At 69.0% G+C, this 23,461-nt stretch carries 21 protein-coding genes, 2 tRNA genes, 1 rRNA gene and 1 pseudogene; 4 read left to right on the top strand and 21 right to left on the bottom strand.

Annotated elements, in window-relative coordinates:
- Nucleotides 1–148 precede the first annotated feature (148 nt).
- The 10 genes from WS92_RS05020 to phnS all read right to left on the bottom strand — a co-directional run bounded on the left by WS92_RS05020 (nucleotide 149) and on the right by phnS (nucleotide 9,755).
- Nucleotides 149–224: transfer RNA gene (locus WS92_RS05020), tRNA-Ala, on the bottom strand.
- A gap of 38 nt (nucleotides 225–262) precedes the next feature.
- Nucleotides 263–339, bottom strand: a tRNA-Ile gene (locus WS92_RS05015).
- A 64-nt stretch (nucleotides 340–403) separates the two neighbouring features.
- Nucleotides 404–1,934 (bottom strand): 16S ribosomal RNA (locus WS92_RS05010).
- A 508-nt stretch (nucleotides 1,935–2,442) separates the two neighbouring features.
- On the bottom strand, nucleotides 2,443–2,991 hold the full coding sequence (locus tag WS92_RS05000) for a phosphonate degradation HD-domain oxygenase (protein WP_059932432.1): 549 nt from the start codon (nucleotides 2,989–2,991) through the stop codon (nucleotides 2,443–2,445).
- A gap of 4 nt (nucleotides 2,992–2,995) precedes the next feature.
- A complete protein-coding gene (phnY, locus tag WS92_RS04995) occupies nucleotides 2,996–4,450 on the bottom strand; it encodes a phosphonoacetaldehyde dehydrogenase (protein WP_059932430.1) in 1,455 nt (484 codons plus the stop codon).
- Nucleotides 4,447–5,718, bottom strand: coding sequence for a phosphonoacetate hydrolase (gene phnA / locus WS92_RS04990; RefSeq protein ID WP_041861970.1), 1,272 nt, complete (start codon nucleotides 5,716–5,718; stop codon nucleotides 4,447–4,449). Before phnA ends, phnY begins: the two co-directional genes overlap by 4 nt.
- Before the next feature lie 31 nt (nucleotides 5,719–5,749).
- Entirely contained in the window at nucleotides 5,750–6,604 is an 855-nt protein-coding gene (gene phnV / locus WS92_RS04985) for a 2-aminoethylphosphonate ABC transport system, membrane component PhnV (protein ID WP_059932428.1), read from the bottom strand.
- A complete protein-coding gene (gene phnU / locus WS92_RS04980; RefSeq protein WP_059932426.1) occupies nucleotides 6,594–7,541 on the bottom strand; it encodes a 2-aminoethylphosphonate ABC transporter permease subunit in 948 nt (315 codons plus the stop codon). The genes phnV and phnU overlap by 11 nt, the downstream gene beginning before the upstream one ends.
- Nucleotides 7,519–8,616: a 2-aminoethylphosphonate ABC transport system ATP-binding subunit PhnT gene (gene phnT / locus WS92_RS04975; RefSeq protein WP_059932424.1), complete on the bottom strand. Its 1,098-nt coding sequence runs from the start codon at nucleotides 8,614–8,616 to the stop codon at nucleotides 7,519–7,521. The genes phnU and phnT overlap by 23 nt, the downstream gene beginning before the upstream one ends.
- 56 nt (nucleotides 8,617–8,672) lie before the next feature.
- The gene (gene phnS, locus WS92_RS04970; RefSeq protein ID WP_006028971.1) at nucleotides 8,673–9,755 is read right to left on the bottom strand and encodes a 2-aminoethylphosphonate ABC transporter substrate-binding protein; all 1,083 of its coding nucleotides are present in this window, start codon (nucleotides 9,753–9,755) and stop codon (nucleotides 8,673–8,675) included.
- A gap of 240 nt (nucleotides 9,756–9,995) precedes the next feature.
- Between phnS and WS92_RS04965 the strand changes: the two genes are divergently transcribed.
- A complete protein-coding gene (locus WS92_RS04965) occupies nucleotides 9,996–11,105 on the top strand; it encodes a 2-aminoethylphosphonate--pyruvate transaminase (protein ID WP_059932422.1) in 1,110 nt (369 codons plus the stop codon).
- A 49-nt stretch (nucleotides 11,106–11,154) separates the two neighbouring features.
- Here the strand turns inward: WS92_RS04965 and WS92_RS04960 are convergent, their stop codons facing one another.
- Genes WS92_RS04960 through aroQ form a run of 3 tightly spaced genes read right to left on the bottom strand, consistent with a single transcriptional unit; the run spans nucleotide 11,155 to nucleotide 13,857 of the window.
- Nucleotides 11,155–12,501, bottom strand: a complete 1,347-nt coding sequence (locus WS92_RS04960) for an MFS transporter (protein WP_059932421.1) — start codon at nucleotides 12,499–12,501, stop codon at nucleotides 11,155–11,157.
- A gap of 49 nt (nucleotides 12,502–12,550) precedes the next feature.
- Nucleotides 12,551–13,405, bottom strand: coding sequence for a shikimate dehydrogenase (locus tag WS92_RS04955; protein ID WP_015602966.1), 855 nt, complete (start codon nucleotides 13,403–13,405; stop codon nucleotides 12,551–12,553).
- Complete coding sequence (gene aroQ, locus WS92_RS04950; protein ID WP_009914313.1) at nucleotides 13,402–13,857, bottom strand: type II 3-dehydroquinate dehydratase; 456 nt, start codon at nucleotides 13,855–13,857, stop codon at nucleotides 13,402–13,404. The genes WS92_RS04955 and aroQ overlap by 4 nt, the downstream gene beginning before the upstream one ends.
- A 259-nt stretch (nucleotides 13,858–14,116) precedes the next feature.
- On the opposite strand from aroQ, the gene WS92_RS04945 reads away from it, so the two are divergent.
- Nucleotides 14,117–16,129 carry a bifunctional sugar phosphate isomerase/epimerase/4-hydroxyphenylpyruvate dioxygenase family protein gene (locus tag WS92_RS04945; protein ID WP_059932418.1) on the top strand — a complete coding sequence of 671 codons (2,013 nt, stop codon included), beginning with the start codon at nucleotides 14,117–14,119 and terminating at the stop codon, nucleotides 16,127–16,129.
- A 20-nt stretch (nucleotides 16,130–16,149) separates the two neighbouring features.
- Here the strand turns inward: WS92_RS04945 and WS92_RS04940 are convergent, their stop codons facing one another.
- The 3 genes from WS92_RS04940 to WS92_RS37105 all read right to left on the bottom strand — a co-directional run bounded on the left by WS92_RS04940 (nucleotide 16,150) and on the right by WS92_RS37105 (nucleotide 18,371).
- Nucleotides 16,150–17,799 (bottom strand): L-lactate permease, encoded by a 1,650-nt coding sequence (locus tag WS92_RS04940; RefSeq protein ID WP_059932416.1) that lies wholly within the window; start codon nucleotides 17,797–17,799, stop codon nucleotides 16,150–16,152.
- Nucleotides 17,800–17,868: 69 nt separating this feature from the next.
- Entirely contained in the window at nucleotides 17,869–18,024 is a 156-nt protein-coding gene (locus tag WS92_RS04935; protein ID WP_059932414.1) for a hypothetical protein, read from the bottom strand.
- Nucleotides 18,025–18,254: 230 nt separating this feature from the next.
- Entirely contained in the window at nucleotides 18,255–18,371 is a 117-nt protein-coding gene (locus tag WS92_RS37105; protein WP_308411149.1) for a malate synthase, read from the bottom strand.
- Between WS92_RS37105 and WS92_RS04930 the strand changes: the two genes are divergently transcribed.
- Complete coding sequence (locus WS92_RS04930; protein ID WP_009914306.1) at nucleotides 18,370–18,576, top strand: hypothetical protein; 207 nt, start codon at nucleotides 18,370–18,372, stop codon at nucleotides 18,574–18,576. The genes WS92_RS37105 and WS92_RS04930 overlap by 2 nt on opposite strands.
- Nucleotides 18,577–18,720: 144 nt before the next feature.
- Here the strand turns inward: WS92_RS04930 and WS92_RS04925 are convergent, their stop codons facing one another.
- The 5 genes from WS92_RS04925 to WS92_RS04905 are packed head-to-tail and all read right to left on the bottom strand — an operon-like array spanning nucleotide 18,721 to nucleotide 23,216.
- Nucleotides 18,721–19,599 (bottom strand): AraC family transcriptional regulator, encoded by an 879-nt coding sequence (locus WS92_RS04925; RefSeq protein WP_041861971.1) that lies wholly within the window; start codon nucleotides 19,597–19,599, stop codon nucleotides 18,721–18,723.
- Nucleotides 19,600–19,634: 35 nt separating this feature from the next.
- On the bottom strand, nucleotides 19,635–20,927 hold the full coding sequence (locus WS92_RS04920) for an FAD-dependent oxidoreductase (RefSeq protein ID WP_059932412.1): 1,293 nt from the start codon (nucleotides 20,925–20,927) through the stop codon (nucleotides 19,635–19,637).
- Complete coding sequence (locus WS92_RS04915) at nucleotides 20,924–21,157, bottom strand: 2Fe-2S iron-sulfur cluster-binding protein (protein WP_059932410.1); 234 nt, start codon at nucleotides 21,155–21,157, stop codon at nucleotides 20,924–20,926. The genes WS92_RS04920 and WS92_RS04915 overlap by 4 nt, the downstream gene beginning before the upstream one ends.
- The gene (locus WS92_RS04910; protein ID WP_015604030.1) at nucleotides 21,154–22,287 is read right to left on the bottom strand and encodes an NAD(P)/FAD-dependent oxidoreductase; all 1,134 of its coding nucleotides are present in this window, start codon (nucleotides 22,285–22,287) and stop codon (nucleotides 21,154–21,156) included. The genes WS92_RS04915 and WS92_RS04910 overlap by 4 nt, the downstream gene beginning before the upstream one ends.
- Nucleotides 22,284–23,216 carry a 4-hydroxyproline epimerase gene (locus WS92_RS04905; RefSeq protein ID WP_059932408.1) on the bottom strand — a complete coding sequence of 311 codons (933 nt, stop codon included), beginning with the start codon at nucleotides 23,214–23,216 and terminating at the stop codon, nucleotides 22,284–22,286. Before WS92_RS04905 ends, WS92_RS04910 begins: the two co-directional genes overlap by 4 nt.
- Before the next feature lie 57 nt (nucleotides 23,217–23,273).
- On the opposite strand from WS92_RS04905, the pseudogene WS92_RS31090 reads away from it, so the two are divergent.
- Nucleotides 23,274–23,458: pseudogene (locus WS92_RS31090) on the top strand (hypothetical protein).
- Nucleotides 23,459–23,461: the final 3 nt, after the last annotated feature.

Here is a 23,461-nt window from a genome sequence, read left to right as displayed (position 1 = left end):
TCTCAAAGACGCTTCCGCTATCCAAATTACTTACTTCTTCCAGATTGTTAAAGAACGACAGCCGATACAGTTGCCTGCATCACTCTGACTGGCTCAATCGCCAAGGACAAAGATTCGACTCAAGTCGAACGCTTGCCATTGAAGATTGTGGTGGAGGCAGACGGGATCGAACCGACGACCCCCTGCTTGCAAAGCAGGTGCTCTCCCAGCTGAGCTATGCCCCCCGTACAGAGACACTCAGGTTCCCTTCTCGCCAGACAATTGGTGGGTCTGGTTGGATTCGAACCAACGACCCCCGCCTTATCAAGACGGTGCTCTAACCGACTGAGCTACAGACCCCTGAGTCTGTCCTGATTTACAGCCGATAAGCGTGAGCGCTCAACTTCGCGGATTTAAGCTCGAGAAAGGAGGTGATCCAGCCGCACCTTCCGATACGGCTACCTTGTTACGACTTCACCCCAGTCATGAATCCTACCGTGGTGACCGTCCTCCTTGCGGTTAGACTAGCCACTTCTGGTAAAACCCACTCCCATGGTGTGACGGGCGGTGTGTACAAGACCCGGGAACGTATTCACCGCGGCATGCTGATCCGCGATTACTAGCGATTCCAGCTTCATGCACTCGAGTTGCAGAGTGCAATCCGGACTACGATCGGTTTTCTGGGATTGGCTCCCCCTCGCGGGTTGGCGACCCTCTGTTCCGACCATTGTATGACGTGTGAAGCCCTACCCATAAGGGCCATGAGGACTTGACGTCATCCCCACCTTCCTCCGGTTTGTCACCGGCAGTCTCCTTAGAGTGCTCTTGCGTAGCAACTAAGGACAAGGGTTGCGCTCGTTGCGGGACTTAACCCAACATCTCACGACACGAGCTGACGACAGCCATGCAGCACCTGTGCGCCGGTTCTCTTTCGAGCACTCCCGCCTCTCAGCAGGATTCCGACCATGTCAAGGGTAGGTAAGGTTTTTCGCGTTGCATCGAATTAATCCACATCATCCACCGCTTGTGCGGGTCCCCGTCAATTCCTTTGAGTTTTAATCTTGCGACCGTACTCCCCAGGCGGTCAACTTCACGCGTTAGCTACGTTACTAAGGAAATGAATCCCCAACAACTAGTTGACATCGTTTAGGGCGTGGACTACCAGGGTATCTAATCCTGTTTGCTCCCCACGCTTTCGTGCATGAGCGTCAGTATTGGCCCAGGGGGCTGCCTTCGCCATCGGTATTCCTCCACATCTCTACGCATTTCACTGCTACACGTGGAATTCTACCCCCCTCTGCCATACTCTAGCCCGCCAGTCACCAATGCAGTTCCCAGGTTGAGCCCGGGGATTTCACATCGGTCTTAGCGAACCGCCTGCGCACGCTTTACGCCCAGTAATTCCGATTAACGCTCGCACCCTACGTATTACCGCGGCTGCTGGCACGTAGTTAGCCGGTGCTTATTCTTCCGGTACCGTCATCCACCCCGGTTATTCGCCAGAATGATTTCTTTCCGGACAAAAGTGCTTTACAACCCGAAGGCCTTCTTCACACACGCGGCATTGCTGGATCAGGCTTGCGCCCATTGTCCAAAATTCCCCACTGCTGCCTCCCGTAGGAGTCTGGGCCGTGTCTCAGTCCCAGTGTGGCTGGTCGTCCTCTCAGACCAGCTACTGATCGTCGCCTTGGTAGGCCTTTACCCCACCAACTAGCTAATCAGCCATCGGCCAACCCTATAGCGCGAGGCCCGAAGGTCCCCCGCTTTCATCCTCAGATCGTATGCGGTATTAATCCGGCTTTCGCCGGGCTATCCCCCACTACAGGACATGTTCCGATGTATTACTCACCCGTTCGCCACTCGCCGCCAGACCGAAGTCCGCGCTGCCGTTCGACTTGCATGTGTAAGGCATGCCGCCAGCGTTCAATCTGAGCCAGGATCAAACTCTTCAGTTCAATGCCCGTTACTGTTTTCGGTTGTTTCCAACCGGTCGCTCACTCAAAGCTGACAGGTCGTGAATTGCTTCACAAACCTGACTTACTTTAGTGTGAGACTCTTGATACTTTTGCTCGCGATCCGAAGATCGTCCGCCACATCAAGCGCCCACACTTATCGGCTGTTCATTGTTAAAGAGCATATCTGCGAGAAGATTTCACTACTTGCCACCGTCTTCTCAGCAGCGCTGCGTTGTCAGCAGCAGAGAAATGAGATTATGATCACTTATTCGCAGCGCGTCAACAACTTTTTTACCTCCGCGCCACCGAAACCTCGTCATCGCCGTCTCGCGCTCCCGTTCGTCCTCGCGGTCGACCGTACTGCCCGAGCTCAAGACTTCCCACTCCCCCCTTCGCGCCGCGTTCGCCGCAGCGCGAAAGAGGCGTGATTCTATGCACATCCCCTCCCTCGCGCAAGCTCTTTTTGAGGGTCCCGTTATAGATATGGATGCGGGAGTCGGTCGTTACTTCATGACGCCATGACGCGCGCGACCGCGCGCATGTAGTGACCCAGATCCGGCGTCGGCTTGCCGGCCACCTTCGCGAGATCGTCCCAGCGCCGCACGCGGATCGCGTCCGGCGCATAAGGACGCTTCAGAAACGCCTCGGCTTCCGCATCCGAGAAGACGCCACCCTGCAGATGCAAGCTGCGCACCGAGTCCGCGGACAGGCGCGCGTAATACGACGCGTCGATCGCGCACAGGCAGCGCTTCGCGTCGACGTGCAGCCGGATCGGCTCCAGCACCGCGTCGGAAAACAGCGGCCGCAGGAACGGCAGCACGTAATACTGATGCAGGTCGTCGATGCCGTGCGCGGTCGGCGTCTCGCCCTGGCGGTTCAGCAGGTGGCCCAGATCGTGCAGCAGCGCCGCCGCGATCAGCGCGTCGCCCGCGCCCGCCTCTTCGGCGAGCTGCGCGCTCTGCAGCGCATGCTCGCGCTGCGTCACCGGCTCGCCGCTGTAGGCAATGTCGCCGTGGCGGTCGAACAGCATGCGAATGTCATCGAGGGTCAGCGCCATTTCGTTACGCCCACGGTAAAGAGAACATCTTCAGATTCGTGAAGCTCTTCATCGCTTCCTGCACTCCTTCCTTGTATCCCAGACCCGAATCCTTGATGCCGCCGAACGGCGTCAGTTCGAGCCGGTAGCCCGGCACCTCCCACACGTTCACCGTGCCGACGTTCAGTTCGTTGACGAAACGCACGATCGCATCCGCGCGATCCGTGCACACGCCCGACGACAGGCCGAATGCGGTGCCGTTGCTGATCCGGATCGCGTCGTCGATCGTGTCGAACGCGATGATCGGCGACACGGGCCCGAACGTCTCCTCGCGCACGAGCGTCATCGACGCGTCGACGCGGTCGAGCACCGTCGGCGCATACAGCGCGCCGCGCCGCGCGTTGCCCGTCAGCAGGCGCGCGCCGTGCGACACCGCTTCGTCGACGCGCGCCTCGAACAGCGCGGCGGCAGCCTCGTCGATCACCGTCCCCATCCGGTTCGCCGGGTCGAACGGATCGCCGTATGTCCACGCGCGGGTCTGCTCGACGAGCAGTTCCGTGAAGCGCGGCGCGACGCGCTTCTGCACGAGGATGCGCTTCACCGCCGTGCAGCGCTGCCCCGAATTCTTGTACGAGCCCTGCGCGGCGAGCGTCGCCGCGCGTTCGAGGTCGGCGTCGTCGAGCACGATCAGCGGATCGTTGCCGCCCAGCTCGAGCACGATGCGCCGGTAGCCCGCCTTCGCCGCGATATATTTGCCGATCGCGACGCCGCCCGTGAACGTGATCAGCGTCGCGCTCGGGTGCGTCAGCAGTTCGTCGGCGATTTCGCGCGGATCGCCCGTCAGCACCTGCAGCATCGGCTCGGGCAAGCCCGCTTCGTACAGCACGTCGGCGAGATACAGCGCCGACAGCGGCACCTTTTCCGACGGCTTCACGATCACGCGGTTGTTCGTCGCGATCGCGGGCGCGATCTTGTGCGCGACCTGGTTCATCGGATGATTGAACGGCGTGATCGCGACGATCACGCCGTCGAGCGGCTGCCGCTGCGAGAACACGCGGCGCGACGTGCCGTGCGGCGTCAGATCGCACGAGTAGCTCTGCGCGTCGTCGCGCAGCGCCTCGATCGACGCGAACTTGAACACGTCCGCGACGCGGCCGATCTCGTAGCGCGAGTCCTGTTTCGACAGGCCCGATTCGAGCGAGATCAGCGTCGACGCCTCTTCCGCGCATGCGATCAGGCGCGCGGCCGCGCGCTCGAGGATCTGCGAGCGCTCGTAGCGCGACAGCGCCGGCCGGTACGCGGCCGCATAGTCGAACGCGCGGCGCACGTCGTCGACCGTCGCGAGCGGCACCGTGCCGACGCGCCGCCTCGAGTACGGGTCGAATACGTCGAGCGTGCGCGCGCGCGTCGCCCGCTCGCCGCGCCAGCGCAACGTCTCGCGGCGGTACGCGGGGTGATCGCGAAGCTCGCGCGTCGTCATGGCGCGGGCCGGTTCAGCGCGAGGTCGAACAGATCGAAGTTGCGCAGCCGGCGGCCCGGCTCGATGCCCTCGATCCGGCGATTGAACAGGAGCGGCACGCGCTGCTCGGACAGGCCGCCGTGCGAGCGCAGCGGCACCGTCAGCCCCGACAGGTCGTGCTCGCGCGCGCGCGTGCCGAGCGCGACGTCGCGCCGGCCCACGACGACGACGTCGCCGATCCGGTCGGCCGGCAGCTCGAAGCGCTCGGCCGCCGTCGCGTTGTCGAGCGCGAGCTCGATGCCGTCGAACTCGCGCAGCCGGCCGATCACCGCGCCCGCGTCGACGCCGTGAGCGACGTAGATCGTCGCGAACGAGCCGAGCGCGCCGTGATGGACGACGTAAGGATCGGTGATCGGCAGGATCACGCGCGCGCGGCGCGGCCCGAGCCACGCGTCGAGCGCGTCCTGCAGGTAGACGACGTTCGGCTCGCCCGTGCGCGGATCGTGCTTCGCGTTCATCCCGTGATCCGCGGTCAGGCCGATCACCCAGCCGAGCGCGTCGAGCGCCGCGAGGTAGCGGTCCATCATCGCGTAGAACGCGTTCGCGCCGTCGCTGCCCGGCGCGCACTTGTGCTGCACGTAATCGGTCGTCGACAGGTACATCAGGTCCGCGCGCCGGTTCCGCGCGAGCCGCACGCCCGCCGCGAGCACGAATTCCGACAGCGCCGCGCTGTAGACGTCGGGCGACGGCAGGCCGACGAAGTCGAGCACGTCGGCGATGCCGTTCTCGCCGAGGTTCGCCTGGTTCGCCTTCTCCGCCGAGAAGCACACGCCGCGCATCCGCCAGCCGAGCAGCCGGCGCAGCTTGTCCTTCGCCGTCACGACGGCGACCTTCGCGCCCGCGTCCGCCGCGGCCGCAAGCAGCGTGCCCGCGCGCAGGTACGCGGGATCGTTCATCATCACCGCGGCGCCCGCGCCGCCCTGCGCGTCCGGATCCCAGAAGAAGTTCCCGCAGATGCCGTGCACCGAAGGCGGCGCGCCGCACACGATCGACAGGTTGTTCGGGTTCGTGAACGACGGGATCACGCAGTCGGCGTCGAACGCCGAGCCCTCGCGCAGCATCCGCGCGATGAACGGCGCGACGCCCGCGTTCGCGGCCTCTTCGAGGTAATCGCATTCGCAGCCGTCGACGCAGACGGCGACGGTCGGCTCGGCCGGCATCCGGTAGACGCGGCCGTTGACTTCGATGTGTCGCTTCATGGCGTTTCGCCCCTCGGGCCTTTCGTTCATGTTACGCGCGAACGGCGCGCCGCCGCGCCGCTCATCGTGCCGGCCGCGGCGCGCGCGCCGCGATCGCGACGAGCGCGGCGAGCGACGCGCCGAGCAGCAGCAGCGACAGCGCCGACGCGGGCAGGTAGTAGCCGCGCTCGACGTCGCCGATCACGACGATCGGCACGGTCGCGAAGCCCGGCGGATAGACGGTCAGCGTCGCGCCGAGCTCGCCGAGCGACAGCGCGAAGCCGAGCGCCAGGCTCGCGCGGATCGCCGGCACGAGCTGCGGCAGCAGCACGCGGCGCAGCACCATCGCGGGCGGCGCGCCGAGGCTCGCCGCCGCCTCGCGCAGCACGGTCAGCTCGGGACGCAGCGCGGCGGCCGCGCACCGGTAGCAGAACGGCAGCACGAGCGCGAGCTGCACGAGCACGACGATCGCGGGCGAGCTCGACAGGTCGACGGGCTTCGCGTGATACGCGATCAGCACCGCGAGCCCGAGCACGACGCTCGGCACGCCGTTCGGCAGCATCACGAGCGCATCGACGAGCGCGCCGACGCCGCGCCGCGCGCGGCCTTCGAGCGCGAGCGCCAGCGCGATGCCGAGCGCCGTGCCGAGCGCGGCGACGCCGAGCCCGATCTCGAGGCTCGCGGCGAGCGCGTCGAACTCGGGCCGACCGAGGCGCTCGAACCAGCGCAGGCTGTAGCCGGCCGGCAGGATCGTGCCCGACCAGTGCTCGGCGACGCTCGACAGCGCGACGACCACGACGGGCAGCACGAACAGCCAGCAGCAGGCGACGGCCGCGAGCGCGACGAGCGCGCGAGCCGCGACGCGCGACGCCGCATCGGTCCAGCGCAGCTCGCGGCGCGGCACCGCCGCGGCGCGCGTCGGGAAATCAGCGGACATCGCGCCCTCCTTCGCTCGCGCGCCGGCTCATCCGCCGGTACAGCGCATAGAGCGTGAGCGACATCGCGAGCATCACGACCGCGCCCGCGGCCGCGGCCGGCAGATCGATGTCGACGGTCGCGCTGCTGTAGATCGCCACCGGCAGCGTGACGAGCCGCGCGCTGCCGAGCACGAGCAGGATGCCGAATTCGTTCAGCGTCAGCAGGAAGCACAGGATCACGCCCGCCGCGATGCCCGGCCACGCGAGCGGCAGTACGACGCGCCGCGCGCGCATCCAGCCGTTCGCGCCGAGGCTGGAGGCGGCTTCGACGAGCCGCGGATCGAGCGTCGCGAACGACGCGAGCGTCGGCCGCACGACGAACGGCGTGTAGAACACCGTCTGCGCGAGGATCACGCCGCCCGTGCCGAACAGGAAATCGAGCGGCGGCGCGTCGAGGCCGAAGACGCGTTGCAGCGCGATGCTGACCGAGCCTTGCGAGCCGTACAGGAAGATCAGCGTGAACGCGACGAGAAACGACGGGAACGCGACGTATAGCTCGAGGAAGCGCGTGACGAGCGACGCGCCCGGAAACGGCCGGAAGAACAGCAGCGCGGCGAGCAGCACGCCGACGACCGACGCGGTGCCCGCGCTCGTGAACAGCACCCACAGCGTCGTGCCGAGCACATCGCGGACGTCGTGGCTCGCGAAAAAGGTTCGGTACGCGGCGAGCGTCGGGCCGTGATCGCCGAGCACGCTCAGCAGCACGAGCCGCGCGAGCGGATACAGCACGAGCGGGCCGAGCACGACGGCCGCGAGCGCGACGATGCGCACGGTCGCGCGCCGCTCGCGGCGCCGCGCGGCGGCGTCGTGCGCGGCGGCCGACGCGCGGATGCGGGCGTGCGCCGCGGGATCGGCGGCGAGCGCCGCCCGCGGCTCAAGGTGAGATAAGGACGACATCGTCCGCCTCGCAATCGAGCGATACGCGCGCGCCGCGCTCGGGCGCCGGGCCGCGGCCGCGCTGCATCGCGACGAGCACCGGCTCGTCGCACGCCGCGTCGAGCATTACGGTCAGCGACAGCGCCGCGCCGTGCCATTCGACCGACGCGATCGTGCCGTGCAGCCGCCCTTCGCCGAGCGGCCGCACGGCGAGCCGTTCCGGCCGCACGCACGCGACCTTGTCGCGCACGTCGTGGCGCGGATCGCCGAACGCAAACACGACGTTCGGCGGCAGCAGGTTCGCCGCGCCCAGGTATCGCGCGACGAAGCCGTCGGCGGGCGCGTCGTACAACTGCTGCGGCGTGCCGAGCTGCGCGACGCGGCCGTCGCGCATCAGGAGCGCGCGGTCGGCGAGCACGAGCGCGTCGTCGCGATCGTGCGTCACGCAGACGACGGTCAGGTTCGGCAGCCGCTCGTGCAGCGCCTTCAGCTCGCTGCGCACCGACGCGCGCAGGTTCACGTCGAGCGCGGACAGCGGCTCGTCGAGCAGCAGCACGTCCGGCTCGATCACGAGCGCGCGCGCGAGCGCGACGCGCTGCTGCATCCCGCCCGACAGTTGCGCGGGCAGATGATGGCCGGCGTCGCCGAGCTGCACGAGCTTGAGCGCATCGGCGACGCGACGCGCGATGTCCGCGGACGACATGCGCCGCGCGCGCAGCCCGAACGCGACGTTCTCGAATACGGTCAGGTGCGGGAACAGCGCGTAGTTCTGGAACAGCAATCCGAGATTGCGCTTGTGCGGCGGCGCGTGCGTCAGGTCGCGGCCGGCGACGGCGAGCGTGCCCGCCAGGCCGTCCGCCTTCACGAAGCCGGCGATGAAGCGCAGCAACGTCGTCTTGCCGCAGCCGCTCTTGCCGAGCACGGCGAGCAGTTCGCCCGCGCCGATGTCGAGCGACAGATCGTCGAGCACCGTGCGCGCGCCGTAGCGCACGCTCAGGTGCTCGATGCGCACGCCGCCGGGCGCGCCCGCGCGCGGCGCCGCGTGCGGGCGCGCAGCATCGAACGCGCCGGAATGGGTGAGACTTGCGGTATCCACCAGGTTTCGTCCTTCGACGCGTCATCGCGTCGGCTTGCCGCGGCCGCGGCGTCCGCTCATTTCGGCTTGACGACTTCGGTCTGCTTGCCCGAATCGCCGATCACTTCCTTCTTCCAGCGCTCGGTCCACACGGGCTTCTTCGCCATCACCGCGTTCCAGTCGACCGGGATCAGCTTCACGCCGGCGATCGCGCGCTTCACCGCCTCGCCGTTCCTGCCCGCGAGCGGCACGTCGGTGCGGCCCGGGATGCCGAACATGTCGGGCACCTTCGCCTGCACGTCGGTCGACATCAGGTAGTCGATCAGCTTCTTGCCCGCGTCCTGGTTCGGGCTGCCCTTGATGAGGCCGATCGCGTAAGGCAACTGGAACGTCGTCGGCGGCTCGCCTTCCTTCGCGGCGACGAAGATCGGCTTGATCGACAGGCCGCCGTGCTCGGCGTCGTCGAGATCCATCTGCAGGTCGCCGTTCGCGACCGCGATCTCGTTGCGCGACAGCAGCACGTTCAGGTAGCCCGTGCCCTTCGTGTGGAACTTCACGCCGCGCTCGAGCTTCGCGAGATAGTCGAACGCCTTGTCCTCGCCCATCAGCGCGCTCGTCAGGATGATGACGGCCATTCCGTCGCCCGCCGTCGCCGGGTTCGAGTACGCGAGCTTGCCGCTGTAGTCGGGATGCAGCAGATCGGCGAACGTCTTCGGCTGGCTCTTCACGACCGACGGGTTGATCGCGAACGAGAAGTAGTTGTTGACGAACGTCGCCCATGAGCCGTCTTCCGCCTTCGCGATCGCCGGCACGTTCTTGTAGTTGACGCTGCGGTACGGCTGCAAGAGGCCCAACTGGCCCGCCTGCTGGATGAACGGCGGCAGCGTGACGATCACGTCGGCCTTGGGCGAGCCCTTCTCGACGTTCGCGCGGTTCACCACTTCGCCGCTGCCCGCCGTCACGATGTTCACCTTCACGCCTTCCTGCTTCTCGAACGCGGGCAGCACGTCGCGGTACAGGTTCTCGAGGCCGTCCGCCGTGTACAGCACGACGGCTGCCGCCTGCGCGTGCGTCGCCGCGCCTTGCAACAGCGCGGCTGCGCCGGCGGCGAGCGCGAAGCGGCGCCAGGCGCCGCCGCGCGGGAAATTCGAATACGTCATGTCGCTTCTCCGTAGGGTGGAACCACGAACGGCCGAACGGCGCGCAAACCTCGTCCGCACGGGCCGCGCCGCCGGCCCGCCGCGGCCGGACGCTCCGGTCTTTCGCGGCACCCGAAGCATCACAGCGTTCGATGACAGCTCCGTGACGATCGATCTGATTTCCAAAAAACGACACATTTCGCCACCATCTTCCACATTCTCCAACGACCCGATTTCGACCTTTTCCGGAGTGATGAAGCCATGCCAGAACGTGATCCCATCCTGCTGACGCCCGGCCCGCTGACGACGTCGCGCATCACACGCGACGCGATGCTGCGCGACTGGGGCTCGTGGGACGCCGCTTTCAACCGGCTGACGAAGAGCGTCTGTGCGGATCTCGTGCGGATCGCGGACGGCGGCGACGCATACGTCTGCGTGCCGCTGCAAGGCAGCGGCACGTTCGCCGTCGAGGCGGCGCTCGGCACGCTCGTGCCGCGCGACGGCTGCGTGCTCGTGCCGGACAACGGCGCGTATTGCGCGCGGATCGCGAGGATTCTGCGCCGGCTCGGCATCGCGCACGTCGAGCTGCGGTTCGCCGAAGACGAGCCGGCGAGCGCGCAAGCGATCGGCGCGGCGCTCGCGCGCGACGCGCGCATCACGCACGTCGCGCTCGTGCATCTGGAGACGAGCGCCGGCCTGCTGAACCCGCTCGACGACATCGCCGCCGTCTGCCGCGCGCGCGGCAAGGCGCTGATCGTCGATGCGATGAGTTCGTTCGGCGCGCTGCCGATCGCGCTCGCGGGCAGCGGCATCGATGCGCTGGTCTCGGCGAGCGGCAAGTGTCTGGAAGGGGTGCCCGGCATGGGCTTCGTGATCGTGCGGCGCGCGCTGCTCGAGGCGGCCGAGGGGCGCTCGCCGTCGGTCGCGCTCGATCTGCACGACCAGTACGCGTACATGCGGCGCACGTCGCAATGGCGCTTCACGCCGCCGACGCACGTGCTCGCCGCGCTGCGCGCCGCACTCGACCAGTTCTTCGACGAAGGCGGCCAGCCGGCGCGCGGCGCGCGCTATGCGCAGAACTGCGCGACGCTCGTCGAGGGCATGCGCGCGCTCGGCTTCGAGCCGTTTCTCGACGCGCGCGCGCAGGCGCCCGTCATCGTCACGTTCCACGCGCCCGCCGATCCCGCGTATGCGTTCGCCGCGCTCTACGCGGCCGTGCGCGACGCGGGCTACGTGCTGTATCCGGGCAAGCTGACGACGGCCGACACGTTTCGCGTCGGCTGCATCGGCGCGCTCGGTGCGCCCGAGATGCGCGGCGCGGTGGCGGCGATCGGCGGCGCGCTGAAGTCGCTCGGGATCGCGATGCGGTGACGCGCTCCCGCCGTCGTGCGCGACGCCAAAAAAAACGGCGCGCTTGCCGCTACAGCTCGATCCGCTTGATGTCGCCGACGACGAAGATGTACGACAGCGCGCCGATCAGCGCGACGACGCCGATGAACGCGAGCGCGCCGACGAACGATCCGGTCGCCGCGACGATGAAGCCGACGACGAGCGGCGTGACGATGCCCGCGAGGTTCGCGGCGAGGTTGAAGATGCCGCCCGTCGCGCCGAGGAGGCCCTCGGGCGCGATGTCGGACACGAGCGTCCAGCCGAGCGCGGCCATTCCCTGCGCGAAGAACGCGACCGACATGATCGCGATCACCGCCTCGTTGCTCCGCACGTAGTTCGCGAACACGATCGTCGACGCGAGCAACAGGCCCGCGATGATCGGCAGCTTGCGCGCGACATTCGCCGATTTCCCGCGGCGCAGCAGCCAGTCGGAGAAGAGCCCGCCGAACATCACGCCGACCGACGCGGCGATGAACGGCATCACCGCGAAGAAGCCGATCTTGAGCCAGCCCATGTGGCGCTCGGTCGCGAGGTAGGTCGGGAACCACGTGAGGAAGAACACGAGCGTCGAGTTGCCGGCGAACTGGCCGAGGCAGATGCCCGCGAGCTGGCGCTTCTTCAGCAACCGGCCGGCGATGCGCCAGTTGAACGTCGCGCGCGAGCCGCCGCCCGCCGCCGACTGCACGAGCCCGCCGCCTTCCTCGATGTACGCGAGCTCGGCCGCGTTCGCGCGCGGATGGTCCTTCGGCTCGTGATAGAACTTCCACCAGACGAAGCCGAACACAATGCCGACGCCGCCCACGACCCAGAAGAGCGAGCGCCAGCCGAACGCGCCCATCAGCGCGAACAGCGCGGGGCTCAGGAACGCGAGGCCGATGTATTCGCCGACGGTATAGGTGCCCGTCGCCATCGCGCGCTCCTTCTGCGGAAACCACGTCGCGACGACGCGGCTGTTGGTCGGAAAGCACGGCGCCTCGGAAAGGCCGAGCCCGAGCCGGCACGCGAGGAGCGGCGCGACGCCGTGCACGAAGCCCTGCAGCAGCGTGAACAGCGACCACAGCGTCATCGACCAGTAATAGGTGATCCTGCTGCCGAAGCGGTCGAGCAGCAGGCCGCCCGGCACCTGCGCGAGCACGTAGGTCCACGAGAACGCGGAGAACATCACGCCCATCGCCGCCGCGCCGATGCCGAGCTCTTTCGTGAGCCCCGGCGCCGCGACGCCGAGCACCGTGCGATCGAGATAATTGATCATCGTCCCGATCGCGAGCAGCGCGAGAATCCGGTAACGCGCATTCGAGCGCGGCTGTGCGGCGCCCGCCGCGCGGGCAGGCGCGACGGCCGCGTTCGGCACGGCGTCGGTGTTGATCGGCTGGGGCATCGATGTCTCCTGTTGTATCTGTCTGTCTTTTCCGTCTGTGTCGGGGAATTCAGCGCGCGACGAGCGCCTGGAAGTGCCCGAACATCCGTTCGGCGTCCGGCGGGCGGCCGGTGAAGATCTCGAACGCGTCGGCCGCCTGGTACACCGCCATGCCGCCGCCCGGCAGCGTGCGGCAGCCGAGCGCGCGCGCGGTGCGGATCAGCTCGGTCTCGAGCGGGAAATAAACGATGTCGGCCACCCAGAGATCGCTTCGCAGCAGTTCCGCCGGCAGCGGCAGGCCCGGGTGCCCGAGCATGCCGGTCGGCGTCGCGTGAATGAGGCCGTTCGCGTTCGCGAGCGCGTCGGCGAGCGGGCCGCCCGCGCTCAGCCGCGCGTGCGGGAAGCGCGCCTGAAGTTGATCGGCGAGCGAGCGCGCGCGCGTCGGGTCGACGTCGAAGAGCGCGAGTTCCGCCGCGCCCATCGTCAGCGCCGCATGCGCGACGGCCGCGCCCGCGCCGCCCGCGCCCAGTTGCACGACGCGTTCGAGCGGCGCGCCCGGCAGCCCGCGCGCGAACGCCTTCGCAAAGCCCGACCAGTCGGTGTTGTGTCCGATCCGCCGGCCGTCGAGCAAGCGCACCGTGTTGACCGCGCCGAGCGCGGCCGCGTCCGGCGACAGCTCGTCCAGATGCTCGATCACGCGCTGCTTGCACGGATGCGTGATGTTCAGGCCGTCGAAGCCCATCCGCTCGGCGGCCGCGAGCAGCTCGGGCAGCGCGTCGGCCGCGAGCCGCAGCGCGTCGAGATCGATGCGCCGGTACACGTAGTTCAAGCCCTGGCGGCGCCCCTCCTCCTCGTGCATCGCGGGCGACAGCGAACCGCCGATCCCGGCGCCGATCAGGCCGATCAGAAACGAACGTCCGCTCATCGCGCACCCTCCTCGCGGATCAGCGTCGCGATCCGTTGCAGCGCGAGCACGTAGCCTTCGGTGCCGCAGCCGCAGATCACGCCATCGGCGACCGCCGACACGAACGAATGGTGACGGAACGCCTCGCGCCGGTGGACGTTCGAGATGTGCACTTCGATGATCGGCTTGCCGAGCGCGGCGAGCGCATCGGCGATCGCGACCGACGTGTGCGTGTACGCAGCCGGATTGATCACGACACCCTCGACGCGCTCGCGCGCTTCATGCAGCCAGTCGATCAATTGATGCTCGGCGTTCGACTGGCGAAACTCGAGCGCGAGGCCGAGCGCGTGCGCGGCGTCCGCGCAGCGGCGCTCGACGTCCTGCAGCGTTTCCGAGCCGTAGATGTGCGGCTCGCGCTTGCCCAGCAGGTTCAGGTTCGGCCCGTTCAGGACCAGCACCTTCGGCTTGCTCATGTATGACACTCCGGTGAAAAACGGGTACGCATCCGTAGACGAACGCGCCCGCGTCGTCAAGATTCGGCGCCAGTGTGCGCTTGCGCCCGCGCAATGTCTTTCCGGGTTTTCTATAATTTGTACCATCCAGTTAGTTCGTATACTCTGCGACTCGCGCCTTTCCGACCCTCGACGGCGCGCGGCCGGCGATGCGGCTCGCCTCCTCCGACGGCGCACCGCGTCCGGCCGCGAGCCGTCCTTCATCAGCAGGACATCCACCATGCAGCGTTCGATCGCCACCGTGTCGCTATCGGGCACGCTCGTCGAGAAGCTCAGCGCGATCCGCGCCGCCGGCTTCGACGGCGTCGAGATCTTCGAGAACGACTTGCTGTACTTCGACGGCTCGCCCGCCGACGTGCGCGCAATCGCCGCCGATCTCGGCCTCGACATCGTGCTGTTCCAGCCGTTTCGCGACTTCGAGGGCGTGCCGCCCGAGCGTCTCGCGCGCAATCTCGAGCGCGCGAGGCGCAAGTTCGAGCTGATGCACGAGCTCGGCGCGGACCGCATTCTCGTGTGCAGCAACGTGTCGCCGGACGCGATCGGCGACGACGCGCTGCTCGTCGACCAGTTGGGCGCGCTCGCGCGCGCCGCGCAGGAAGCGGGCGTCGTCGTCGCGTACGAGGCGCTTGCGTGGGGTCGGAACGTGAAGACCTACGGGCACGCGTGGCGGCTCGTCGACGCGGTCGACCATCCTCATCTCGGGCTCGCGCTCGACAGCTTCCACACGCTGTCGCTCGACGATTCGCCGGACGGCATCGCGCGCATTCCCGGCCACCGGATCGCGTTCGTGCAGATCGCCGACGCGCCGAAGCTCGCGATGGACGTGCTCGAATGGAGCCGGCATTACCGGTCGTTTCCGGGCCAGGGCGACTTCGACCTCGCGGGGTTCACCGCGCGCGTGATCGAATCGGGCTACGCAGGGCCGCTGTCGCTCGAAATCTTCAACGACGGCTTTCGCGCCGCGCCGACCGCGCTGACGGCCGCGGACGGCTATCGGTCGCTGCTGTATCTCGAGGAGACGACGCGCGAGCGGCTCGCGCGCGATGTGCGGCAGGCGCGGCAAGCGCAGCGGACGCCGCGCGACCTGCCGGCGGCACGCGAGGCGCGCGAGGCCAGCGAAGCGCGCGCCGCGAGCGCGCCGCGCGCGCATATCGCGCCGACGCTCTCACAGCCGCCCTCGCAGCCGCTCTTCGCGCCGCCGCCCGCGCCCGCGCACATCGGCTTTCAGTTCATCGAATTCGCAGTCGACGCGGCCGCCGCCGACAACGTCGCCGGCTGGCTCGGCAAGCTGCGCTTCAGGCGCGCGGGCCGCCATCGCTCGAAGGACGTGACGCTGTATCAGCACGGCGCGGCGTCGATCGTGCTGAACGCCGAGCGCGACTCGTTCGCCGACGCGTTCTTCCAGGCGCACGGCCTGTCGCTGTGCGCGTCGGCGTTTCGCGTCGACGACGCGCGCCTCGCGTTCGAGCGCGCGGCGGGCTACGGCTACGCGCCGTTCTCGGGCCGCGTCGGCCCGAACGAGCGCGTGCTGCAAAGCGTGCGCGCGCCCGACGGCAGCCTGAACTACTTCGTCGACGAGACGCCCGGCGCGCCGACGCTGTACGAATCGGATTTCGTGCTGACCGACATCGACGGGCCGAGCGAAGTCGGCCCGCTCGTCGGCATCGATCACGTGTGCCTCGCGCTGCCCGCCGACGCGCTCGATACGTGGGTGCTGTTCTTCAGGACCGCATTCGGCTTCGAGGCCGAGCGCAACTGGCTCGTGCCCGATCCGTATGGGCTCGTGCGCAGCCGCGCGGTGCGCAGCCCGGACGGCTCGGTGCGCATCGCGCTCAATGCGTCGGTGGACCGGCATACGGCCGTCGTCCGGTCGCTCGAGCGCTATCGCGGCACGGGGCTCAATCACGTTGCGTTCCGCACGAACGACATCGGCGCGGCGATCGCCGAATTCGCCGCCGACGGCGTGCCGTTCCTGCGGATTCCACGCAATTACTACGACGATCTCGCCGCGCGCTACGCGCTGCCCGACGAGACAATCGACACGCTGAGCCGCCATCACCTGCTGTACGACCGCGACGACGCGGGCGGCGAGTTCCTGCACGCGTACACCGAGCTCGTCGACGGCCGCTTCTCGTTCGAGATCGTCGAGCGGCGCGGCGGCTACGACGGATACGGCGCGGCGAACGCGGCCGTGCGGCTCGCGGCGCAGGCCCAGGCGCAGCGCGGGACATGAGCGGGCCGCCCGCCGGCACGTCAATGCGGCAGCGCCGGAATCATCCAGCTCAGCACGTGCTGCTGCAGGAACACGAGCACGCCGAGCAGCAGCGTCAGGAACACGCTGTGCCAGAACGTCCGCGCGAACACGACGCCTTCCTGCCCTTTCAGGTCCGTCGTCGACACGCCCGTGGCGATGTTCTGCGGCGAGATCATCTTGCCCATCACGCCGCCCGACGAGTTCGTCGCGGCCATCAGCACCGGATCGAAGCCGAGCTGCCGCGCGGCGACGACCTGCAGGTTGCCGAAGAGCGCATTGCCCGACGTGTCGCTGCCGGACAGGAACACCGCGATCCAGCCGAGCGTCGCCGACACGAGCGGGAACAGCGCGCCCGTCGACGCGACGCCCATCCCGAGCGTGTAGCTCATCCCCGAGTAGTTGAGCAGGTACGCGAGCCCGACGATCATCATCACCGTGACGATCGCGATGCGCGTCTGCCGCCATGTCTGCGCGACGCAGCCCGAGAAGCTCGTGAAATCGGTGCGCGTCCAGACGGCCGTGACGACCGCCGACAGCAGGATCGCGGTGCCGGTGCCGAGCGGCTGGAAATCCCAGATCGCCGCATACGACTTGTGATAGAGCGTCACGTAGACCGCGTCGTGCAGGCCGGGCCACTTGATCTTCACGTCGCCGATCGCGGCGACGCCCGCGTGCACCCAGAAGATCACGATCACCGACACGACGAGCCACGGCAGCCAGCCGCCGTAGCCGACGCGCCCGTGCGCGGCGGCGGCGCCGGCGGCCGCCGCGCCGCGCGGGATCGCGAACTGCGGATCGGGCTGCGGCTTCCAGATCTTCAGGAAGCCGATCGTGACGATCAGCGACGTGAGCGATGACAGCACGTCGGTCAGTTGATAGCTGATGAAGTTCGACGTGACGAACTGCGCGAGCGCGAAGCTGCCGCCCGACACGAAGAGCGCCGGCCACAGCCGGCCGATCGAGCGCGGGCCGCCGTAGATGCCGACGACGTAGAACGGCAGCAGCAGCGCGAAGAACGGCAACTGGCGGCCGACCATCGCGCCGAGCGTTTCCGGATGCAGCGACGTCACCGCGCCGAGCACGGTGATCGGCACGCCGAGCGCGCCGAACGCGACGGGCGCGGTGTTGAAGATCAGCGTGAACGTGAGCGCCTCGAGCGCCGGGAAGCCGAGCGCGATCAGAAGCGCGCTCGTGATCGCGACCGGCGTGCCGAATCCGGAGATGCCTTCGAGCAGACAGCCGAACGAGAATGCGACGACGAGCAGCACAAGGCGGCGATCGTCGGGCAGATGATCGAGCATCCATTGGCGAAACTGATCGAAGCGGCCCGATTTCACCGCGACGTTGTAGAGAAGCAGCGCGTTGAACACGATCCACATGACGGGGATCAGCGCGAGCGCCATGCCGGCGCCGACCGCATTCAGCGCGAGACCGGCGGGCATCCCCCAGACGGCGACCGCGACGACGCCGCCCGTCAGCAGGCCCCCGAGCGACGCCTGCCACGCGGGGCGCCGCAGCAGCCCGAGCATCGCGAGCGCGACGGCGATCGGCAGCACGGCGACGGCGAACGACAGTGCGAGCGAATGGCCGACGGGGGTGAGCGGCTGGGCGAACGCCGTTCCCGCCGGCAGTGCGAATGAAGGGTTCATGTTGTCTCCTTTTCCCCTCGGAACGATTGTCGTGTCGATTTTGTGTTCGGCTTGCATCGCGCGCCGGCGTCAGAGCGCGGCGTCGCCCGCGTTCGGGCGCTGCTTGAACGCGAGCCGGTATCGGTGCAGCAGCGGCTCGGTATAGCCGCTCGGCTGCGCCGCGCCTTCCAGCACGAGCGCGCGCGCCGCGCCAAAAGCATGCGAATTCGCCGGATCGGGCGCCATCGGACTCGTCGGTCAGGGTTTCATAGAGCTTAGTCGTCCGGCAGCCGAGCCGAAACGCGCGTTTTCATGGCTCTCGCGGGCGGTCCGCACGTGCGGCGTCGCGACATTGCCGTGCAATGTCTCGCGCATCGGCCCAATGTCGTCGGACCCCGATGTCGCCCTTGCCCGACGAGGCCGTTACATGCCGTAAACCTTTCGTCGAGCCCGCCGCCCGCCGCTTTAAGAATCGTTTAAGACTCGCCCGGCACCATCCGTTGCCAGTACCGTTTCAGGAGGTTTGCGATGAGCGCCGTCGACACGTCTGCCGCGGTTCGCCCGGCCGCCCCCCCGACCAAGCCGAAAACCATGCTGCGTCGCCTGCTCAGCCATCACGAGATCGCGACGCTGCTGATCCTGCTGCACGCGCCGATCGGCGCGAACGCGAAGCCGGAGTTGCCCGCGTTGCAGGAAGCCGGTCTCGTCGAGATGATCCGCTCCGACATGGACGCGGCGCCGTCCTTTCGTCTGACGGAAGACGGCAACGCCGTGCTCAAGGGCCTCGGCTATCGGTAACGTCAGGAATCGATCGTCCGCGGCAGCGCGGCAGCCGGACTTCGCCCGCCTGCCGGCTGACGTTCCGACATGACCGGCCCGACGGGCCGGTTCGTTTTTGTCCGCATGGATTTCGAGTGACGCGCCCAGGCGGCCGCTTCCGCGTCAAGCCCCCCGCCCCTCCTGCAGCATCATCCGGTACTCGGTCGGCGTCACGCCGACGGTCGCCTTGAACTGCCGCGTGAACGCGCTGTGATCGGTATAGCCGCACAGCGCGGCGACGTCCGTCACCTTGTCGTGCGTGACGAGCAGCGCGGTCGCCGCGTCGAGCCGCGCCTTCAGCAGCATCTGCCGCGGCGTCAGGTGAAACACCTTGTGAAAGTAGCGTTCGAGCTGCGCCACCGACATCCCCGCCATCCCGGCGAGATGCTTCAGGTTCAGCGGCTGCACGTAGTGCGCGTGGATGTAGCGGACGACGTCCGCGATGCGGCTGTACGCCGGGTGCGAACTCTCGTGCGCGCGCAGGTCGCGCGACAACCCGGCGATCCCGACGATCCTCCCCTGCGCGTTGCGCAGCGGTTCCTTGCACGTCAGGCACCAGCCTGGCTGGCGCCCCGAATACAGGTGCAGCTCCAACTGATCGGTCAGTTGCCGGCCGCCCGCGATGATCGCCAGATCCTGCTCGACGTAGCTGCGGCCGAAGCGGCGCGGAAAGACTTCATCCGCGGCCTTGCCGTACAGGTCGCGCTTGTCCTTGTAGCCGCAGCGCTGCGCGAGCGCGCGGTTCACGAGCGCGTAGCGCGCGTGCGCGTCCTTCACGAAGAACGCGACGTCGGGCAGCGCGTCGAACACCGGCTCCAACTGCGCGAAGTGCGCGAGCATCGCGGCGAAGCCGTCGTCGTCGCCGCCGTTCTGCGCGGCGAGTTGCGCCGCAGCGCAAGCCGGCGCGGACGGCGAAGCCGATGCGCCGTCCACGGGCGCCGCCGTGGAGACGGCCGATGCGGCGGACAACTTCTCGGGCGGCACGGCAAGCAAAGTCATCATACGGATCTCGCGCGTCGTAACACGGTTGGCGTCGATTATAGGAGCGCGTCGTCGGGTGCGGCGAGCAGCGTGTCGATTCGCGCGGGCGAGAACGGCGGGCGCGGCGGCGCGTCGTCCCAGCCGAAATACGCGTGCGCGGCCGCGCCGCAGACGCGCCCCTGGCACGCGCCCATCCCGCAGCGCGTGAGCAGCTTCGCGTCGCGCGCCGACGCGTGCGCGCGCACCGCGCCGATCGTCACGTCCTCGCAGCGGCACAGCAGCGTATCGTCGGGCGGCAGCGCGCGGGCCGCGTCGCGCAGCGCGAACGTACCGGCCGCGCGCGCCGCGAAGCGCCGCCACGCCGCACGGCGCCGCAGCAGCGCGGCCACGCGCGCGCGGCCGTGCTGCGCGGCATCCGCGCCGACCGCCGCGAGCCCGGCGAGCTCACCTTCGATGCGCGCGAGTTCGACGCCGCCGACGCCCGTGCATTCGCCCGCCGCATGCACGTGCTCGACCGAGGTGCGCTGCGCGTCGTCGATCGCGATCGCGCGGTCGCGCACCGTGCAGCCGAGCGCCAGCGCGAGCGTCAGGTTCGGCACGAGGCCGAAGCCGCACGCGAGACGTTCGCAATCGAGCGTCTCGCGCGCGCCGTCCCGCTCGATCGTGACCGCGCGCACGCGCGCGTCGCCGTGCGCTACGCGCACGACCGCCCCCGTCAGGTAGCGCGTGCCGACGAAGCCGCACGTGAGCCGCGCCGCCTGCGCGAGCTTCGACGGCGTTGCCGCGAGCGACAGCGCGAAGCGCGCGAGCGCCGCGAGGGGTGCCTGCTCGACGACCGCGACGACGCGCGCGCCCGCCGCGCGCGCGGTGGCGAGCGACGCGATCAGGAGCGGCCCGCTGCCCGCGATCACGACGCGCTCGCCGCGCACCGGCGCGCCGCCCTTCACGAGCGCCTGCAGCCCGCCCGCCCCTGTCACGCCGGGCAGCGTCCAGCCGGGAAACGGCAGCAGCAGCTCGCGCGCGCCGCAGCACAGAATCAGCTTCCGGTAGCGGAGCGCGAGCGCGCGCTGTTCGTCCTCGACGAGCAGCATGCCGGGCCGCGGCGCGGCGACGACGCGCGTCGCCGCCAGATGGCGCACGTTCGGCTGCCGCAGCACGTCGAAGCTCGCGCGCGCGGCCGCGCCCGGCGCGGCGTTCGGCCCCTGCCGCCAGATTTGCCCGCCCGCGCGCGGGTTGTCGTCGACGATCGCGACCGTGCGGCCGCTCTCCGCCGCCGCGCGCGCGGCGGCGAGCCCTGCCGGCCCCGCGCCGACGATCGCGACGTCGACCGTCAAAACCTCGTTCGTCATCGCGTGCGCTCCACCTGCATGCCTTCGCGGCAGAGCGTCTGGCACGCGAGCCTGCGCCGCCCGTCGACCGTCACCCGGCACTCGTGGCAAATGCCCATCCCGCAAAACGGCGCGCGCGCGGCGCCGGTGCACGACGCGCGCGTCGTGTCGTCGCCGGTGAGCGCGAGCGCGGCCGCGACAGTCATCCCGTCGGCTATGTCGAGCGGGCGGCGATCCAGATAAATGATCATTGAAGCTCTCCGGCCACGGCCGATTTCGATGTCGACAGGAAACGCCCCGGCAGATACGGCCCGGCGTCGATCGCCGCGCGCTCGCCGAACATCAGCGCGGCGAGCACGCGCGCGCTGCCGGGCGCGGTCGTCACGCCGAGCCCCTCGTGCCCGACCGCGAGCCACAGGCCGCGCCGCGACGGATGCTCGCCCAGCAGCGGCAGGCCGTCGGGGCTCGCCGCGCGAAAGCCCGTCCACGCGCGAATGCCGTTCAGGCCGGCGAGCGCGGGCAGATAGCCGAGCGCGCGCCGCAGCATCCGCGCGAGCACGGGCGCCTCGACGCGCGGGTCCTCGGTGTCGAACTGCCGCGACGAGCCGATCAGCAGTTGCCCGGTCGGCCGCGGCTGCACGTTGAACGCGACCGACGTGCCGTCGCTCGCATGCGCGCTCGCCGCATAGCCGAGCTCGACGAGCTGGTGCGACACCCGCGCCGGATAGCGGTCGGTGATCAGCAGATGGCCCTTCTTCGGCCGCAGCGGCAGCCCGGGCAAGAGCGCGCGCGCGGCGACGCCGTTCGCGACGACGACGGCGTCCGCGCGCAGCACGCCGCCGCTTTCGAGCGCGACACTCGCGCCGTCGACCGCCACCGCCCTCGCGCGCCGCAGCGCGACGCCCGGCAGCCGCTCCAGCAGCCAGCGCGCGGCGACGGGCGCGTACAGGATGCCGTCGCCCGGTATCTTCAGCGCGCCGCCGAGATCCGCGCGCAGCATCGGCTCGAGCGCGGCGAGCGCCGCGCGGTCGATCAGCGCGCCCGCGACGCCGCGCTCGGCGAGCGCCGCCTGCTTCGCGCGCGCGAGGTCCATCTCGTGCGCGTCGGCCGCGAGCCACAGCGTGCCGCAGTTGCGATACGCGCAGCCTTCCGGCATCGCGTCGCGCAGCGCGCTCCACAGCCCGATCGAGTAATGCGTGAGCGCGAGCTCGGCCGCGTTGTCGTCCATCGCGACCAGGTGGCCCATGCCCGCGCCCGTCGCGCCGCCGCTGCCGTCGTCGACGACGACGACGCGCAGCCCGCGCTGCGCGAACTCGTGCGCGCACGCGGCGCCGACGATGCCCGCGCCGATCACGATGACGTCGGTCTTCGCATCGATCACGACGCGATGCCCCAGCCGAACGAATCGTCGTCCTCGATCAGGAGCGTCGCCTCGGCGCTCAGATGCGCGCTGCCGCGGATCGTCGGCACGATGCCGCCTTCGGCCGGCGCGTAGCTCGCCGTGAACGTGCTGCCGATCACGCTCGCCTGCCGCCACACGGCGCCCGCCGCGAGCTTGCCGTCGGCCGCGAGACACGCGAGCTTCGCGCTCGTGCCGGTGCCGCACGGCGAGCGGTCGTATGCGTGACCCGGGCACAGCACGAAGCTGCGGCTGTCGTGCTCGGGATCGTCGGCGAAGAGCTCGATGTGGTCGATTCGAGCGCCGTCGCGGCCCGTCACGCCCGCGCGCTCGAGCCCCGCACGCACGGCCGACGCGTACGCGGTCAGCGCCGCCACGTTCTCGCCCGCGACGCGCTGGCCGTGGTCGCTCACGAGGAAGAACCAGTTGCCGCCCCACGCGACGTCGCCCGTCACCGCGCCGTGCCCCGGCACGTCGACGACGACGTCCTTCGCGTGCCGGTACGCGAGCACGTTGCGCACGCTCACCGACAGATCGTCGTGCAGCGTCGCCTCGACATCGCCCACCGGCGTCTCGATCCGGTGCACGCCGGGCGCGATGCGGCCCATGTGGTGCAGCGTGCGCACGAGCCCGATCGTGCCGTGCCCGCACATGCCGAGATAGCCCGCGTTGTTGAAGAAGATCACGCCCGCCGCCGCGCCGGCCGAAACCGGCTCGCACAACAGCGCGCCGACGAGCACGTCGCTGCCGCGCGGCTCGAGGATGCATGCCGTGCGATAGCGGTCGTGATCGCGCGCGAGCGCGGCGAGGCGCTCGGCCATCGGCCCGCCGCCGAGCGGCGGGAAGCCGGACACGACGACGCGCGTGGGTTCGCCGCCCGTGTGCGAATCGATGATGTGGATGTGCTTCATGTCGCGTCGATCCAAGGTGGAAATGCGCATAGCTTCCCTTGTCGCGCAGCGCGCCGCTTGTGGGTTTTCGATGATGCGCGCGACGAAATCGGCACAGCCCGGCGCGCGCGGCGGCGGATCGCGCCCCGATTGTGCCGATTTCATCTTTTCACGGTTGGAAAAGGCTCAAGCCTCGCGGCTTTCCGACGGCGATACTGAATCACGCACCGACGCCCCCCGTCGGCCACCTCATTCGAACGTAGGAG

It is taken from the genome of Burkholderia sp. MSMB1588 (assembly GCF_001546925.1).
In the GTDB taxonomy this organism is placed as follows: Bacteria; Pseudomonadota; Gammaproteobacteria; order Burkholderiales; family Burkholderiaceae; genus Burkholderia; species Burkholderia humptydooensis.
This window is presented reverse-complemented; position numbering and strand designations above follow the sequence as displayed.